A 16331-nucleotide genomic window follows, 5' to 3' on the forward strand; every position below is an offset into this window, starting at 1 on the left:
CCGGTATCGCATGACGTGTCAGAGCCGCGCGAGCGCGCCCCTGTCCAGAATGCGGATCTGCTTGCCGCGCGCCTGAACGAGCCTTTCCTGCTGCAGCCTGGAGAACATGCGGCTCGCCGTTTCGAGCGTGATGCCCAGGTAGCTGCCGATCTCGCTGCGCGTCATGCGCATGTTGAACTCCGTGGCGGAGTATCCGCGCGTGCCGTAGCGGTCGGCGAGATTCAGCAGGAACGTCGCGACACGCTGCTCGGCGCGCATCGTGCCGAGCAGCATGATCATGTTCGATTCGCGGACGATCTCGCGGCTCATGACCCTGTGCAGATGTCGCTGCATTGGCTTGATTTCGCGGCACAGATCTTCGAGCGACTCGAACGGAATCACGCAGACGGTGCTGCGCTCGAGCGCGATGGCGCCGCACAGATGCTGCCCGCCGACGATCCCGTCGAGTCCCAGCATTTCCCCCGCAATCTGGAAGCCCGTCACCTGTTCGCGTCCTTCGCGATGCATGACGACCGTCTTGAACGAGCCGCTGCGCAGAATGTAGACGTTGTGAAACGGATCGTTCGCGCGATAGAGGCTCGCGCCGCGCTGCACGGTGCGCACTTCCTGAACCAGCGAATCGACTTGCGCGAGCTCCTCGGCGTTCAGTTCGCCAGGATTGCAGAGCGGGCTGATCGCACATTGCGAACAGCGCGGCACGGGATGCTGCGTGCCGCCTGGCTGGAACCTGCGCACGAAGTCGGTTGCCTGTGTGAACGGCGAAGACGTGGGCGAGGGCGTGATCGTCGATGCATCGGCGAGTAGCATGGTGGCCTCCTTTTCGGGAATGCGCGTGCGGGCCATGATGCACGCGCGATGAAATGGTGTCGTACGGCGTCCGCGTCGCTGCAGTTGGACAGCACGGCACGCAATGTCAATGCTGAAAGTATGTTGGGTGCTGTCTCAAAATTGAATCGGCGGCGAATGAATCTGCGGTCAGTCAATCGGAGTGCGTGTAGGGTGTCGCCTACACCGGACCCGTTCACGGCTCTTCGCTGTCGTCGAACAGCTTGTGGCGCATCGCATAGCGCACCAGCGCCGTGCCGTGCGGCATCTGCATCTTGTCGAGGATGCGCGCCTTGTAGGTGCTGATCGTCTTGGTGCTGACGCACAACTGCGTGGCGATCTCGCCGATCGTCTGGCCTGCCGTGATGCGGCGGAACACGTCGAACTCGCGGTCGCTCAGCCGTTGATGCGGCAGCATCTCGAGCGGCTCGTGCAGGTTGCGCGCGAAGCGCTCGGCCATCGAAAGGCTCATATAAACGCCGCCGCCCGCGATCTTCGTCAGCGCGCTCACCAGTTCACCGCTCGCGCTTTCCTTCGTCAGATAGCCGGACGCGCCCGCCTTGAACGCGCGCACCGCGTACTGATGCTCGCCGTGCATCGTCAGCACGAGGATGTGGAGGGCAGAATTGGTCGCCTTGATCTGCGGGATCATTTCGACGCCGTTGCGCCCTGGCATCGACAGATCGAGGATCAGGATGTGCGCATCCGTCGAGCGCACGAGCGCGATCGTGCTGGCCGCGTCCGCGGCTTCGCCGGCCACTTCGAACTCGGGTGAGCCCTTCAGGATGTGGCGCAGACCTTCGCGTATCAGCGCGTGGTCGTCGGCGATGAGAATGCGGATCATGGCTGCGTCTCTTCAGATTGCAATGCGTCGAGCGGGAACGTGATGGACAGGTTGAAGCCGTGGCCAGGCTCGCCCGTCGATAGCGTGCCGCCGAGCATATGGACCCGCTCGCGAATGCCGAGCAGCCCGAAGTTCCTGTCGGTGCGTGGATCGCGCGCGTGTTCGACGGCGGGCAGGCCGCGGCCGTCGTCGACGATGTCGAGCGTGCAATGCTCGCCATTCACCCGCATCGCGAGCGTGACGAACGACGCTTGTGCATGTTTCGCGACATTCGTCAGCGCTTCCTGGACGATGCGGAAAATCGCCGTCGCCGCACCGTGCGAAAACGCTGCCGATCCGACCTCGAGCCGGCGCGCGACGCGGATGCCATAGCGTTGGGAGAAATCGTCGGCGAGCCAGTCGATCGCCGCGACGAGGCCGAGATCGTCGAGCATCGCGGGCCGCTGGTTTGCCGCGATCCGCCGCACGGACGCAACCGTCGCGTCGATCACGCGCGCCATCGCCTGCAGCCGCTCGTGCACGTAGGCGTTGTCGATCCCCTCGCTTTCCAGCGCATGCCCGATCACCGACAGGTCCATTTTCAGCGCAGTCAGCGATTGCCCGAGATCGTCGTGCAACTCGCGCGCGATGTGCGCCTTCTCTTCCTCGCGCACACGTTGCAGGTTCGCCGACAGCTCGCGCAGGTCCTCGCGCGACTGCCTGAGCGCTTCTTCGGCGCGCATGCGCTCGGTGATGTCGCGCAGCATCACGGTGTAGAGCTTCTCGTTGCCATACTGGCTTTGCGAAATGGACGCCTCGATCGGGAACTCGCGACCATCGGTGCGCAACGCATACAGCACGCGCGGGCTGCCCATGCGCCGGTCGGACCCGCTCGTCGCACTGAAATGCTCGACGTGCTTCGCATGCGTGATGCGAAACCGTTCGGGGATGAAGCGCGAGAGCGGACCGCCTATGATCTTCGCCGCATCGCAGCCGAGCAGTTCCTCCGCCATCGGGTTCATCAGGACGATGCGCTGCAATGCGTCGATCGTCACGATTGCTTCGCGCGACGAGCGGATGATGGCTGTCAGGCGCGCTTCGTCGAAGGTTTGCATCGATGTTGCGCCGTGCAAGTCGTTCTCGTGCGATTGTGCGCGGGCGAGGCGATTGCGCCGCTCCTCGCGATGCGACCACACGATGCACGCAACCAGGATCGCGAGCACGGTTGCGCCTGCGACGGTCGTCGTCCATCGCAGCGTGAGACAGGCTGTAAACGAGGCCGCGAGCACGCCCGCCATGAAGGTGGCGAGCATCGTCAATGCCGTGCGAAGGCTTTGACTGGTTGGCGAGGCAACAGTATTCATGTCGTGGTTCAGATCGTCGGGTTGCGGCGTGGCGCGCCCGGATTCCTGCTGCCGCGTCGTTTCTGCGCGCCTGTCCGCGCCATGGCCGCGTACGTGAGTGATGCGGCGTTGTAGTCTGCTGGTGTTGCCGTCAATGGGCGCGTTTGTGAGCGGGCGATGCGCCGTGGGTTGAGCTGCTTTCTCGCGCCGGGCTGCGAGCGCGACGCTCGCATGGGAGCGGGCGCATCATGCGTGTAATCCTGTGCCACGGCGCGACCATCGCATGCGCGCTGCGTCGGATGATCCTCGCGAATGCTTGCACACAATGATATGTCGAATAGGATAACTATCAATACATGCGGCTGGAAACGACGTTCTCAAATCTGGAAGTCTCCGCGAATGCCTGGTCGTTGCGCGGCAGGTTCGTATCGGGGGCATGCAGCCTCGAAGCGCGGCGCACAACCACATCAGGATGATGACGATCCGGATGGCGGTTACGCCGCGAGCGGCTCCGTCGCCTGCCGCTCGACACCGCGCTGAACGCCGTGAACGAGCGACGCAAGCAGCGCGCAGTCGTCGAGCGCGAAGCGGCAGAACAGCATGTTCGTGGCGGCGAGCTTCGCGATCTGCTCGGGCGGCAATCTTGCAATTTCATTCACCGATTCCTCACCGACTCTGAGCAGACGCATGGCCTTCGGGCTATCGATGCGTGCAAGCCGCTGCGCGAGAGAGAGAAATGACAGATTGACCTCCCGTATTTCCCTAAGCGTTTCGTTGTGGTCCAACTTTCGAATCTCCAGTGACTAAAAGCGTGCCCGGTGCGCCGTCTGTGTCTGCGCGCGGGGGGCCGTCCCGTCGTGCGGGGCGAGGGCCGTTATCCGGCTTTGGCGGGGCGGCCTGTCTTTCCCGCCCGCGAAGGCGGCTTGCATAGCCCGCAGACGTAGCCGAGTTCTAGCTCGTAGGCGAGCACGAGGAAGTTTCCCTTGCAGCAACCGCACGTTCTCAGATGCAGCATGTCGTGCTCGACAAATTTCACGAGCGTCCACGCGCGGGTAAAGCTCAACACCGGCTCCGTGCCGCGCGGGACATGTTCGAGATAGAGGCGGTATGCCGCGATGATCGCCGCGATCCGCCTGATGTCACGCTGCGCGGAGACGGACCGGTACAACGCATGGAACAGCGAAGCGTGGATGTTCGGCATCCACGTCACGTACCAGTCCTCGGAAAACGGCAACATGCCCTTGGGCGGCGATTCGCGGTGCAATTCCTTATAGAGACGAATCAGGCGGTCACGCGACAGCGTGGTTTCGGCTTGCGTGACCTGCAACCGCGCGCCGAGTTCGAACAGTTCGATGGCAAGCAGCGTCTCGTTGACGTCGTCTAGCAGGCGTCGTTGTCCCGGGTCTGCACGCGCGACGACGGCCTTCAGCGAAGCAAGCGCGGTCATCACAGGGTCCTCGCAGGCAATTGAGCGAGCAGCATCGCGGCGTGCATGGTCTGCATGTCGTGCCGGCTCAAGGTGTCGTTGAGTGCGCTCAGCATGGACCGCTCCTGCAGACCGACGCCGCACAGCAGCACGTCCGAATCGGCGAGCCGCACGATCTGCGCGGCAGAAAGCCCGCCGATGATCGCGGTGAGTTCCGCCGACATGCCAAGACGTACTTGGGCCTCGACGGGATTCCTGCGCGCGAGGCGTTGAGCCAGCATCAGATACGCCAGATTGACTTCGCGTATCTCCGAAAAAACTTCGTCAGCGTTCATGATTTCCTCGCAGGCAGGGCGACGTGGCTACGATCAGCGGGTGTGATGCAGACGGGTTGGCGTCGCAATGCAACCCGCGATGTATCTGTAGCGCTTACGTCAAATTCCCGACCGAGAGTGTTGCCCGCGTTGTCTCAAAATAAAATGGGTGTTCGGTTGAATCGCGCGTAGGGCGGGCTACTGTCGTGTAGGGAATGGATGACATGCGTGTTTCCAACGGGCGCGTTGCACATGGCGACGGATTGCCGTGGCGCCCGTTCGATCTTGCCTGGTGCGACGCGATGTCGCGGACCTCGATATCGCGACAGGCGATTTCTTCGATTAACCAGGTATAACAACAGGCAACCTGATCCATAGATGACGTAGAAAATGTGCTTGCTGAACGGCGCTAGCACGTCGATTCGCCGCTATTTTGCCTACGAATACCGAGTGAATAACGCACCGGAATAATAAATAGACATCCTGAGTAACGCCACGATTTTCCGCTTATTTCGTTATTGATATCCATCATTGCCAGCATGCCCGGCCAACCTTACGATCGCAGTGGACAGTAGCCCCGAATGACGCATGTCGTTCGTTGCGGCTCGATCGACATGAGAACGCGACCTGACGAAGACGCGTTCCGCGATGGCAGCGCGATGCGCGCGTGAGCCGTCTTCTTCTTCAATCGCGAGGCGCGGCAGGTGAGCCGCCCGAGCGCCATCATCCGGCAGAATGGAATGACTCAGTTTTTTCAAACGATCCGCTTCAGGATCATCGCGGCCTTTGCCGTGTGTACCGTGTTACTGGTTGGCAACGCGCTGTATGGCATGCGTGCTGTCAAAACGATGAGCGACAACATGCAGACCGCCTACACGGGCAATCTGGTGCCCGTCACGCAACTCGCCATGTTTCGCATCCACGAGATCGAAATCCGCCGTCTGCTGTGGCAGACGCTCGTGACGCAGGACAAGGACAACCTGCGGCGCGTGCGCGAACTGCAGGCCGCAATGGATTCGTGCTGGGCGCAATACTATTCGGGCGGCATCAGCAGCGCCGATGAGCAGGCGATCGCCGACAAGATTCACGCTCAGGCCAGCACGTTCAAGTCAATGATCGATCAGGAGGTCGCGCAGATCGAGCAGGGCGATGTGGCGGGCGCTATCGAATTCCAGCGCAATACCGTGGTGCGCGTGGCCGAGGCGCTCAATGCGCTGATCCAGCAGGACATGGACGTTAACCAGGCTCAGGCCAGAGACTTCGCGAGCGATAGCGATCGCTCGTCGAAGCAGATGTTCTGGATCGCGCTCGGCATGCTGGCGTCGAGCGCGCTCGTGTGTCTCGGCGCGACGGTGTATCTATCGAAGGCGATCACGCGCCCGTTGAACCGCTCGGTCGACATCGCCAACGACATCGCCGATGGCCGTCTGGACCGTCCGATCACGGTCGACGTGAAAGGCGAGTTCGGCTCGTTGCTCGACGCCATGAGGCGCATGAGCGGCCAGCTTGCGGACACCGTGCGCCGCATCAAGACGTCGAGCGAATCGGTGACGGTAGCCTCGCGCGAGATCGCGGCGGGCAACATGGAGCTGTCGTCGCGCACGGAAGAGCAGGCGGCGTCCGTCGAAGAGACGGCCGCGACGATGACGGAGCTGGCCGAAACGGTGAAGCAGAACGCCGACAACGCGCGCCAGGCCAATTCGCTGTCGGCCAACGCACGCTCGATGGCCGATGCGAGCAACGACGCGGTGCAGGCGATGATGCGCACGATCGGCAACATCAGCGAGAGCTCCGCGAAGATCGCCGATATCACGACGCTGATCGAAGGCATTGCGTTTCAGACCAACATCCTCGCACTGAACGCGGCTGTCGAAGCGGCGCGTGCGGGCGAGCAGGGGCGCGGCTTTGCCGTCGTCGCGGGAGAAGTGCGCTCGCTCGCGCAACGTTCGTCGTCGGCCGCGAAGGAGATCAAGGACCTGATCGAATCGTCGACCACGCTCGTTAAGGACGGCTCGCGCCAGGCGGAAGAAGTCGGTTCGACGATGGGCCAGGTGATGCGCGCGATCAAGCAGGTGTCCGATATCGTCGGTGAAATTTCCGCGGCGTCGGAAGAGCAGAGTCAAGGCATCGAGCAGATGAGCCAGGCGATCAGCCAGATCGACACGGTCACACAGCAGAACGCGGCGCTCGTCGAGCAATCGGCAGCAGCAGCGCAGGCGCTCGAAGAGCAGGCCATGCAGATGACGGGCGCGATCACCGTCTTCAGGCTCGCCGATGCGCCCAGCGCCGCGCCTGCCGTGTTGCTGCCGCGCGCCGTGCGTGCGCCCGTCGCCGCCGCGAAGCATGCCCAGGCTGTGCGCCGCGTCGAGCCCGCCGCGAAGCCCGTAGCGGCAAGAGAGACTGTATCTGCCGATGGCGATTGGGAGTCGTTTTGAACGTCAGGGAAACATCGATGCAAGCATCTTCCACTCATCGTGCCGCGTGTGGCGACGACGGCAAGAGCGGAGGCTCGTCTGTCGATCTGCTCACGCAGCTTTCGTCGCTGCAAAGCGATGCGCTGATCCAGTATGGCGCGCGGCTGATCGTGGCCGGTGAGTTGCTGGAGGCGATTCTCGGTAGTTTGATGCCGGCGACGCGAGCCGAGGTCAGGGCCGCGTTCGACGCACGCATCAGGCGGGTGTTGAACGAACCGCGCACGAGCGACTTGCCCGAGTGTTATCACTCGACGATTGCCGCCGAAGTCGGTCACTTCAACGACGCGCTCCGCTAGTGTGCTGGCGTGCTGGCTTCGCACGCGGCGCACGTTGCTAGCCGTCGAAAAAAGGGCCCCGCAGCCGGGGAACTGCGGAGCCCAAAGAGACGTCGCGCACCGTAGAGTGTTATGCGCTCGCCCCGTCGACTATGAGCTAGCCGATGAAGAGATTGTCGGCACTGTGTCCGCCGAAGGCATTGATATTGGTCAGCGTCTTCGAGCTAGCGCATTCACGGCAACGTATGTATCCGTGATTGCCTGGTATTCCGTATCAACGTGCTCACCTTGCCAATCCACGCCACACATGTGGCGACTTGCACAAACGCTTCCCCAACATTCGGCCAGACCATTTATGAGCAGATCCATTTCAACCGAATCCGGTGCGGCGCCGCGCCCCGTGCATCGGCGCTGGGCCGATATGTTGCGCGAGGACGCGTTGTGCATGCACTATCAGCCGCTGCTCGACCTGCGCGCTGGCCGCGTGACGAAGGTCGAAGCGCTCGCGCGGCTGCGCGACGGCGACGTGCTGATCGCGCCAGGCCAGTTTCTCCCGTCGCTGGGCAGCGACGACCATCTCGTGCTGTATATGCGCGGCCTCGCGCAGGTGCTGACGCAGCGCAACGCATGGCGGCGCGTGGGCATCGATGTCGTCGTGTCCGTCAATCTGCCGCCAGCCGCGCTCTGCGATTCGCGCTACTTCGACGCGACGCGCACCGCGTTCGATGAATTCGGCTGCGAGGCGGGCGAGCTGACGCTCGAAATCCTGGAGTCCGGCGCGCTGCCGCAGGGCGTCGAGCTCGATAAGCAGATCGCGGGTTACAAGACGCTCGGCGTCGACTTCGCGCAGGACGATCTGGGCACGGGGCATAGCAGCCTGAGCCGGCTGCGCGAGTTGCCGTTCGATTGCGTGAAGATCGATCGCAGCATCGCGGATCTGCAGGATCATGACGCCGCCGACGTGCTGCCGTTCATCCATCATCTGACGCGGCTTGGGCAGGCGCTCGGCAAGGCGGTGGTAGTCGAGGGCGTCGAAGACCCTGGGCTCCTCGACGCGCTGCGGGTCTTTGGCGTCAATCTGGCGCAGGGCTACGGGATTGCGCGTCCGATGCCGGGCGAGCAACTCCCCGATTGGATCGCGCAGACGCATTTCGAGCCGCAGTTCACAGCGCGCGCGAGCCGCTGCGCGCGGCTCGCGCATTTGATGGTGTGGGAAGAGCGCATGCTCGCTGACGCGCATCTGCGTACGCGGAGCGCTGCCGGGAAGTATGGCTCGCAGGCCGACATCGACACATGGCTTCCCGACGACGGCCCCAGCGCGCATGCTCGCGACGGCCTGCTCGATGCGGCGCGGGATTCGGGCGTGCACAGCGGCGCTTATCGCGCGGCGCGGCAACGGTTAATCGCGGCGATGTGAAGCACACGCCCGCGCGCGAATCTGTTCAGTCGCGCAGTTCGCTGAGAATCTGCTCGGCCAGATAGTCGCAAGGCGGCCGGTTCGAGCGCGCGCTGCGCGCAAGGATGATCTCCAGTTCCGGCAGCTTCGGCAGCCCATGCTGGCGGCCGAGCGTGACGAAGCGCTCGGGCACCGCGCAGCGCGCGAGCGGCGCGACCGCGAGACCCGCGTCGACCATGCTGAACAGGCCCATCAAGCTCGGGCTTTCATACGACGTGCGATAGGTGATCTTCGCGCGCTCCAGCGTCTGAATCGCGTTCGAGCGCGCGACGCTGCCCACGCCGAACAGCGCGATAGGCAGCGGGCGCTCCTTCCACACTTCACGTCCCGCCGTGGATGTGCCTGCCCACACCATCGGTTCGAGCCGAATGAACTCGCCCGCAAAGCCCTTCACGCGCGTCACGCATGCGAGGTCGATCTTGTTGTCCTTCAGCAGCGGCTCGAGCGCGTTGCTCGGCAGGCCGACCACCTGGATTTCGACCTTTGGATAGGTCGCCGAGAAGTTGCGCAGCACGGACGGCAGCAGCGACGACGCGTAATCGTCCGGTACACCGATCGCGACGCGGCCTTTCACGTCGGGATGCACGACGGATGCCCACGCTTCATCACGCAGCGCAAGCATGCGGCGCGCGTAGCTGAGCATGACCTGGCCGTCCTGCGTGAGCGTCACGCTGCGCGGGCCGCGCACGAACAGCGGCTTACCGAGCGCGGTTTCGAGCGAACGGATCTGCATGCTCAGCGCGGACTGCGAACGATGCACGAGCGCCGCGCCGCGCACGAAGCTGCCGGTGTCGGCGATGGCGACGAACATCGCGAGCACATCGAGATCGAGGGCTTTCATCCGCTTGCATCCCCTTGAAGTACGTATCAGAAATATTGATCGAAATGTTCAATATAACGCGTTTGTCTGAACTCAGGGGCGGCGGCATACTGGTTTCATACACTGCGCTCGATACCTCATGCGAGCGCGCTCATCCGGGGACATCATGGCGACGCCTTCCACTTACGACGAATTCCGGCAGCTTGCGATGCGGCTCGACATGTCGCGCGGCAAGCCGTCGCCCGAGCAACTCGACCTGTCGCGCGCGCTGCTCGACGAAGCGGGCACAGCCGGGTACGTGTCGCGCGACGGCATCGACTGCCGCAACTACGGGCATTTGCTGGGCTTGCCCGAGGCGCGCGAGTTCGGTGCGCAACTGCTGGATGTCGATACGGCGCAGGTGGTCGCGGCGGGCAATTCGAGCCTCGAACTGATGCACGATGCGCTCGCGTTCGCGATGCTGCACGGCATGCCGGGGCACGCGCCGTGGAGCAAGCAGGGTGAAGTGGCGTTCCTGTGCCCGGTGCCCGGGTACGACCGGCATTTCGCGATTTGCGAGGCGCTCGGCATCCGCATGATTCCCGTGCCGATGACGCAGGACGGCCCCGACATGGACGCCGTGGAAGCGCATGTGAAAAGCGACGCTTCGATCAAAGGCATTTGGTGCATGCCGCTCTACAGCAACCCGAGCGGCGCGATCTGGTCGCGCGAAACGGTCGAGCGACTCGCCGCGCTGCCCGCTGCCGCGAGCGACTTCCGGCTGTTCTGGGACGACGCGTACCGTTTCCATCATCTGACGGACACGCCGCGTAGCACGCCCAACATCGTTGAGCTGTGCGAGCGGGCGGGGCATGCGGACCGCGCGCTGGTGTTCGCGTCGCTGTCGAAGGTCACGGTGGCGGGCGGCGGCATCGCGTTTCTCGCGGCGTCGCAGCGCAATATCGGCTGGTGGCAAAAGCATATGAGCGTGCGCACGATCGGCCCGGACAAGCTGAACCAGTTGCGGCACGTGCGCTTTCTGCGCGACCGCGAAGGGCTTGAACGTCTGATGGCGAAACATCGCGCGCTACTGCGGCCGAAGTTCGACGCCGTGGTCTCGACATTCGAAGCGCTGCTCGCCGATATTCCAGGCGTGTCGTGGAATCGTCCCGAAGGCGGGTATTTCATCAGCCTGTACGTGCCGAAGGGTTATGCGAAACGCACGGTCGCACTCGCGGCCGAGGCGGGTCTCGTGCTGACGCCGGCGGGCGCCGCGTATCCGTATGGACGCGACGACGAAGACCGGCACCTGCGCATCGCGCCGTCGTTCCCTTCTCTCGATGAAGTGACGCTCGCGGCGCGCGGCATCGCGCTTTCGTTGCGGCGTGCGCTTGAAGAAGGCGCGCTGACGGGCACTGTGTGCTTGAGACGTGCCTCGTCAGGCCGTAGCGAGCGCAACAAACCGTAACACCGCGCGTGCCGCCGAACTCGCCATCGGCGGCTGTTTTGCGGTAAAAGAACGGGATGACCGACCGCGCCCGCATCATTCCGCTGATCGTTGCCTGCCCGCTGTTCCTGCAAAACCTCGATACGTCGATCATGGCGACCGCGCTGCCTTCCATCGCGCGTTCGCTCGGCGTCGAGGCGCTGCATCTGAATCTCGCGATCACCTCCTATCTGCTCAGCCTCGCCGTGTTCCTGCCGGCGAGCGGCTGGCTTGCCGACCGCTTCGGCGCACGCCGCGTGTTCTGTTCGGCCATCGGGCTGTTCTCTCTCGCTTCGGCGCTGTGCGGGATCGCGACATCGCTGCCGCAGCTCGTCGTGTTCCGCGTGCTGCAGGGCATGGGCGGCGCGATGATGGTGCCCGTCGGCAGGCTGATCCTGCTGCGCAGTGTGCCGCCCGCGCGGATGGTCGCGGCGATGGTGTGGTTCACGGTGCCGGGCGCGGTGGGGCGGCTTGCCGGTCCGCTGCTCGGCGGCGTGGTGGTGACGATTACGTCGTGGCGCTGGATCTTCTTGCTGAACGTGCCGTTCGGCGTAATCGGCGTGCTGTGCGCGCTCGCGTTCATCGACGACACGCACGAACGCATCGACGAGCGTTTCGATCTGCCCGGCTTCGTGCTGCTGTCGACGGGTCTCGTGGGTCTTGTCGGCGGACTGGATACGGCCGGCCGCGGGCTCGTGCCGCAGTGGGTGACGTTCGCGTTCACGGGCACGGGCGTGCTGTCGATGCTGCTGTATTGGCTGTATAGCCGCCGTCACGTCGATGCGATCATCGATCCCTTGCTGCTGCGCTACAACGCATACCGGACGGCCGTGCTCGGTGGCATGCCGCTGCGCATCGGCATTGGCGCGTCGCCGTTCCTGATGCCGTTGATGCTGCAACTGGGCTTCGGCCTGTCGCCGCTCACGTCGGGGTCGCTGAGCGTCGCGACGGCCGTCGGCTCGCTCGCGGTGCGCGGTGTGATGACCAAGGCGATTCAGCGCATCGGTTTTCGCACGCTGCTGATCGTCGCGACCTGCATGACGGGCTGCTTCTATGCGTGCTATGGGCTATTCAAGCCCAGCACGCCGCATCTGCTGATCTTCTGCACGCTGCTGGTGGGCGGCCTGTTCAATTCGCTCGCGATGGTCACGCTCAACACGCTCGGCTACTCCGACATGCCGAAGCCGAAGATGAGCCGCGCGACGGCGCTCTCAGGCATGGCGCAGCAGCTCTCCGTGAGCCTCGGTGTCGCGTTCGGCGCGTCGCTGCTGGCGCTGACCGCGCATCTGCATGGCGGCAGCGCCGCGCATCTCACCGCGCGCGATTTCTCGCCCGCGTTCTTCGTCGTCGGCGCGGCCGTGCTGTGCTCACTGTTCTTCTTCGTGAAGCTGTCGAAGGACGAGGGCGCGGAATTGCGGCAGGCCTAGTCCGCGCGCGCGACCCGCTGCAAATGCGCTAGCCGCGCCTGCGCCGCGCGACGAATTCGCCTTCCAGACTCCACGTGACGCCATCGGCGGCAAGCGCGACGCCTGTCCAGCGGAACGAATCGTCGGTGATGTCGGTGAAGTTCCAGCGGATCGGCGTGCCGTTCGCATGCGTGCCGATCTGCACGATATCGCGGCCGATTTTGCGGCCGATCAGCTCGTCGCGCTGTCCGCTCGCCGGGTTGATGTAGGTGACGCGCCACGCTTCGATCGACGGGTCCCATACGCGCAGCGTCGTACCGTACATGTCGAGGCCGCCGTTGCTTCGCACGCCGCGATCCGCGCGGCGCGGCATGATCCAGACATCCTGCACGGCGCGCCCTTCGAGCGCCCAGCCGAAGTGAATCTCGCCCGTCAGATGCCGCTCGCGCACGTCGACGCGATAGTGCAGCACGTCCATGTCCCAACTACCGATGAGCCAGCCGTAGAGGTCGTCGGCGGCATCGATGTCAGCCGCGCGACCGGGCGCGGCGAGTGCTGCATGAAACCCGGCAGCGGGACCGTGATCCAATGCATTCATTGCGGGTTGCTCCGTATGCTGAACCTGGTTGAAAAGGGTGGCGAACGCGTCGCGCCGCGCCTTCCGCCGTTGTGATAAAACGAGCATACGGACCTGCCGAGGTGACATCTTGGGAAAAATTGCCGTCGATCTCGAAGCCGCGCTTGCACGCCGCGACAGGCTCGGCGCGTCCGGCAACACGCAGATGCGCGCGCTTGCCGCGGGCGACGGCTGGTCGGTGATGGACGTGCTGTGCACCTTCGGTCCGCGTGACAGGCCGTTCGAGGAGCGGCACGCGGGCGTTTGCATCGCGATCGTGGCGGCGGGCGCGTTCGGCTACCGGTCGGCGGCGGGGCGCGAGCTGCTCACGCCGGGTTCGCTGCTGCTCGGCAATGCGGGCGAGTGCTTCGAATGCGGGCATCGGCATGCGCCCGGCGACCGTTGCGTGTCGTTTCAATATCAGCCTGCGTACTTCGAGCGGATTGCCGCCGACGCGGGTTTTTCTCGTTCCGATACATCGTTTCGGCATGGCCGCATGCCGCCGTTGCGCGCGTTTTCCGGCCTGATCGCGCGGGCGTGCGCCGGGGCGACGGACCGCGCATCGTGCACGGCATGGGACGAACTCGCCATCGAACTGGCGGGGGCCACGCTGCGCGCGACGCAAGCGGATGCGAAGCAGCGTGCCATTGCGACGAGCGCGTCCGCATGGTCGCGCGTCACGCAGGCCGTGCGCCGGATCGACGAAACGCCCGATGCGCGGCATACGCTCGCGAGTCTCGCGCAGATGTGCGGGCTGTCCGACTTCTACTTTCTGCGCACGTTCGGGCGCGTCACGGGCGTGACGCCGCATCAATACGTGCTGCGCGCGCGCCTGCGCCATGCGGCGCTGCGTCTTGCCGACGAGGACACGAAGATCGTCGATATCGCGTTCGATAGCGGCTTCAACGACGTGTCCAATTTCAATCACGCGTTTCGCGTCGAATTCGGCATGAGCCCGCGTGCGTGGCGCATGCAGCGTGGCGCGCGCGCGAACCTCGCCGTGCGTCGTCACACGGTGCGCGAGGCATGAGCCGGCGAGCGCACCGCTTGCGCGCGGCGGCCGTGTTGCCGCTGATCGTCTGCGCATACGGCGCGGGCGCCGTGCACGCGCAGGAGCGCGTCGCAGCCGACGACATTCCGCCATCGACGATCGAGCGCGACGTGCATCTGTTCGTCGTACAGAAGGACGGCTCGATCGAGGAACACGACGATACGGTGCTGCGCGCGAACACGACGAGCGGTGTCGATGATATTGCGCAGCGCTACGTGTGGTTCAACAAGGATATCGAGCAGGTGCAGCTGCTCGCGGCGGAAACGATCGATCCCAATGGCGTCGCGCATCCGGTAGGACCGGACGGCATTCGCGACGTGCAGGAGCCGCGTTCGGCGGGCGCGCCGACCTTCCAGGACGGCGTGCTGCGCACGGTGATCTTTCCGGGCGTCGAGCCGGGGTCGCGCGTGCATCTGGCGTTTCGCAAGACGCGCGCGCTGCCGTTGCAAGGCGGCACGTTTGCCTATTTCGTCGAGCCGACGCGCGGGCCTGTCGATATGCAGCAACTGATCTTCGACTTGCCCGCCGACGTCCCGCTGTATGCCGATGCGCGCGGCTACGTCGCGTTGCCGCCCGTCACAGAGAACGGCCGCACGCGTTACACGTTCGAGTATCGGCATGGGCCGTATGCGCCCATCGAGTCGGGCGCCGTCGGCTACGCGACGTGGGGCGACCGCCTGATGGTCTCGACGACGCGCGACTTCGCGTCGTTTGCCGAACGCTATCGGACGGCGGCGCTGGACCCGACGTGGCGCGATCCTGCGATTGCGCAGCTTGCGCAGGCGCTGACGGCGCGCACCGACGATCCGCGCGTGAAGGCGCAGATTCTCTACGACTGGGTGCGCCTGAACATTCGCTATGTCGCGCTGTTTCTTGGCGAGACGGCGGCCATGCCGCACAAGGCGAGCGATATCCTGCGCAACCGCTATGGCGACTGCAAGGACCACGTCGCGCTGTATGGCGCGATGCTCGCGGCCGTCGGCATCGACAGTCAGGCTGTGCTGCTGAACCTCGGGCCGGTCTATACGCTGCCCGATGTGCCTGGCTATGGCGCAAGCGCGATCAATCATGCGATCACGTGGATTCCTTCACTGCGCATGTATGCGGATACGACGGCGGGTGGTATCGGCTTCGGTTATCTGCCGCCGGGCGCGATGGATCGGCCCGTGCTGCTGGTCGACGATGGCGTGCTCGCGCGCACGCCGGCGACGCAGGAACGCGGACGCAACGTGCGGCTCGAGATCGACATCGAGCGGACGGGCACGGCGGCGTTCACGTATCGCGTCGAGGATGTGGGGGTGTCGGCGGAACTGGAGCGCAATGTGTTTCGTCGCGCGACGCGGCAGCGGTGGCAACTGATTGCCGCTGATCGCTTGCGGCAGACGGGGTTGCATGGGATTGCACGGATGCAGCCGGGTGAAGTGACGCCGACCATGGGGCCTTTCTCGACTTTTATGCAAGGTTCGCTGGAGCACTTCACGTGGCCTGATGGCACGACAGCGTTGCCTGCGTTGACGAGTTTGTCGGGGGGGATCGCGACGCAAGTGCAGGCCTGGCTCGCCGAGCCGGAACGGACGCAGCCGTGGGTCTGTATTGGCGGCGATTTTGATGAGGTTGCGCAGATTGCGTTGCCTGATAGTGTGCGCGTCACTGATATGCCGGAGGATGTTGTGGTGCGCGACCGGTTTTTTGATTATGAATCGCGGTATGTGTTTGATTCCGCTACGCGGGTTGTGCAGATTTCGCGGCGTTTGAGTGCCCGGTTTGGGCGCCAGGTGTGTAGTGCTGAAGAGTTTGCCCTGGCTCGGGCTTCGCTCGTTAAGATCGAGAGGGATGCGTTGGCGCAGATTGTTGTTAGAGCACGGTAGGTTTTTTTTGTTGTCTGCGACGCTGGGGTGGTTTGCTGGTGTTTGCGGTGGCATCCGGTTTGGTTTTGTTGCGCTTGCGTCCGCGGTTCGCCTTTGCGCTGGCATCCGCGCTATGCCTTCGTGCTTCACGCGTCGCCCCTGTGCGGGGCGGCACCTACTTTTCTTTGCC

The 16331-nt window shown here is 64.2% G+C and carries 15 protein-coding genes; 7 read left to right on the forward strand and 8 right to left on the reverse strand.

The genetic code is table 11. The annotated features are described in order from the left end of the window. Positions 1-18: 18 nt before the first annotated feature. From fnr to flhD, 6 genes are all read right to left on the reverse strand, one after another. The gene (fnr, locus tag SB822_RS50465) at positions 19-807 is read right to left on the reverse strand and encodes a fumarate/nitrate reduction transcriptional regulator Fnr (protein ID WP_410858294.1); all 789 of its coding nucleotides are present in this window, start codon (positions 805-807) and stop codon (positions 19-21) included. A 214-nt stretch (positions 808-1021) separates the two neighbouring features. Beyond that, positions 1022-1669 (reverse strand): response regulator, encoded by a 648-nt coding sequence (locus SB822_RS50470; RefSeq protein ID WP_410858295.1) that lies wholly within the window; start codon positions 1667-1669, stop codon positions 1022-1024. Further along, the gene (locus tag SB822_RS50475; protein WP_410858296.1) at positions 1666-3012 is read right to left on the reverse strand and encodes a PAS domain S-box protein; all 1347 of its coding nucleotides are present in this window, start codon (positions 3010-3012) and stop codon (positions 1666-1668) included. Before SB822_RS50475 ends, SB822_RS50470 begins: the two co-directional genes overlap by 4 nt. A 473-nt stretch (positions 3013-3485) precedes the next feature. Beyond that, positions 3486-3776, reverse strand: a complete 291-nt coding sequence (locus tag SB822_RS50480) for a flagellar transcriptional regulator FlhD (RefSeq protein ID WP_007747013.1) — start codon at positions 3774-3776, stop codon at positions 3486-3488. Between the two features lie 89 nt (positions 3777-3865). Next, entirely contained in the window at positions 3866-4438 is a 573-nt protein-coding gene (gene flhC, locus SB822_RS50485; protein ID WP_007747014.1) for a flagellar transcriptional regulator FlhC, read from the reverse strand. Then, positions 4438-4752: a flagellar transcriptional regulator FlhD gene (flhD, locus tag SB822_RS50490; protein WP_079499217.1), complete on the reverse strand. Its 315-nt coding sequence runs from the start codon at positions 4750-4752 to the stop codon at positions 4438-4440. The genes flhC and flhD overlap by 1 nt, the downstream gene beginning before the upstream one ends. A 719-nt stretch (positions 4753-5471) precedes the next feature. Here flhD and SB822_RS50495 point away from each other — a divergent pair. From SB822_RS50495 to SB822_RS50505, 3 genes are all read left to right on the forward strand, one after another. Continuing rightward, positions 5472-7166, forward strand: coding sequence for a methyl-accepting chemotaxis protein (locus tag SB822_RS50495; RefSeq protein ID WP_410858297.1), 1695 nt, complete (start codon positions 5472-5474; stop codon positions 7164-7166). Positions 7167-7183: 17 nt separating this feature from the next. Continuing rightward, a complete protein-coding gene (locus tag SB822_RS50500) occupies positions 7184-7501 on the forward strand; it encodes a hypothetical protein (protein WP_410858298.1) in 318 nt (105 codons plus the stop codon). A gap of 334 nt (positions 7502-7835) precedes the next feature. Further along, positions 7836-8897 (forward strand): EAL domain-containing protein, encoded by a 1062-nt coding sequence (locus SB822_RS50505; RefSeq protein ID WP_410858299.1) that lies wholly within the window; start codon positions 7836-7838, stop codon positions 8895-8897. A 25-nt stretch (positions 8898-8922) separates the two neighbouring features. Here the strand turns inward: SB822_RS50505 and SB822_RS50510 are convergent, their stop codons facing one another. Beyond that, complete coding sequence (locus SB822_RS50510) at positions 8923-9777, reverse strand: LysR substrate-binding domain-containing protein (protein ID WP_007747019.1); 855 nt, start codon at positions 9775-9777, stop codon at positions 8923-8925. A gap of 145 nt (positions 9778-9922) precedes the next feature. On the opposite strand from SB822_RS50510, the gene SB822_RS50515 reads away from it, so the two are divergent. Both SB822_RS50515 and SB822_RS50520 read left to right on the forward strand, forming a co-directional pair. Then, on the forward strand, positions 9923-11203 hold the full coding sequence (locus tag SB822_RS50515) for an aminotransferase class I/II-fold pyridoxal phosphate-dependent enzyme (RefSeq protein WP_410858300.1): 1281 nt from the start codon (positions 9923-9925) through the stop codon (positions 11201-11203). A gap of 56 nt (positions 11204-11259) precedes the next feature. Continuing rightward, positions 11260-12648: a DHA2 family efflux MFS transporter permease subunit gene (locus SB822_RS50520; protein ID WP_410858301.1), complete on the forward strand. Its 1389-nt coding sequence runs from the start codon at positions 11260-11262 to the stop codon at positions 12646-12648. 28 nt (positions 12649-12676) lie between these two features. Here SB822_RS50520 and SB822_RS50525 read toward each other — a convergent pair whose 3' ends face one another. After that, positions 12677-13225 (reverse strand): hypothetical protein, encoded by a 549-nt coding sequence (locus SB822_RS50525; RefSeq protein WP_410858302.1) that lies wholly within the window; start codon positions 13223-13225, stop codon positions 12677-12679. Between the two features lie 109 nt (positions 13226-13334). Between SB822_RS50525 and SB822_RS50530 the strand changes: the two genes are divergently transcribed. Together SB822_RS50530 and SB822_RS50535 are read left to right on the forward strand one after the other, a co-directional pair. Continuing rightward, entirely contained in the window at positions 13335-14273 is a 939-nt protein-coding gene (locus tag SB822_RS50530) for a helix-turn-helix transcriptional regulator (RefSeq protein ID WP_410858303.1), read from the forward strand. Then, positions 14270-16162 (forward strand): DUF3857 domain-containing transglutaminase family protein, encoded by a 1893-nt coding sequence (locus tag SB822_RS50535; RefSeq protein WP_410858304.1) that lies wholly within the window; start codon positions 14270-14272, stop codon positions 16160-16162. The genes SB822_RS50530 and SB822_RS50535 overlap by 4 nt, the downstream gene beginning before the upstream one ends. Positions 16163-16331: the final 169 nt, after the last annotated feature.

It is taken from the genome of Paraburkholderia sp. SIMBA_054 (assembly GCF_046534875.1).
Lineage (GTDB): Bacteria > Pseudomonadota > Gammaproteobacteria > Burkholderiales > Burkholderiaceae > Paraburkholderia > Paraburkholderia hospita.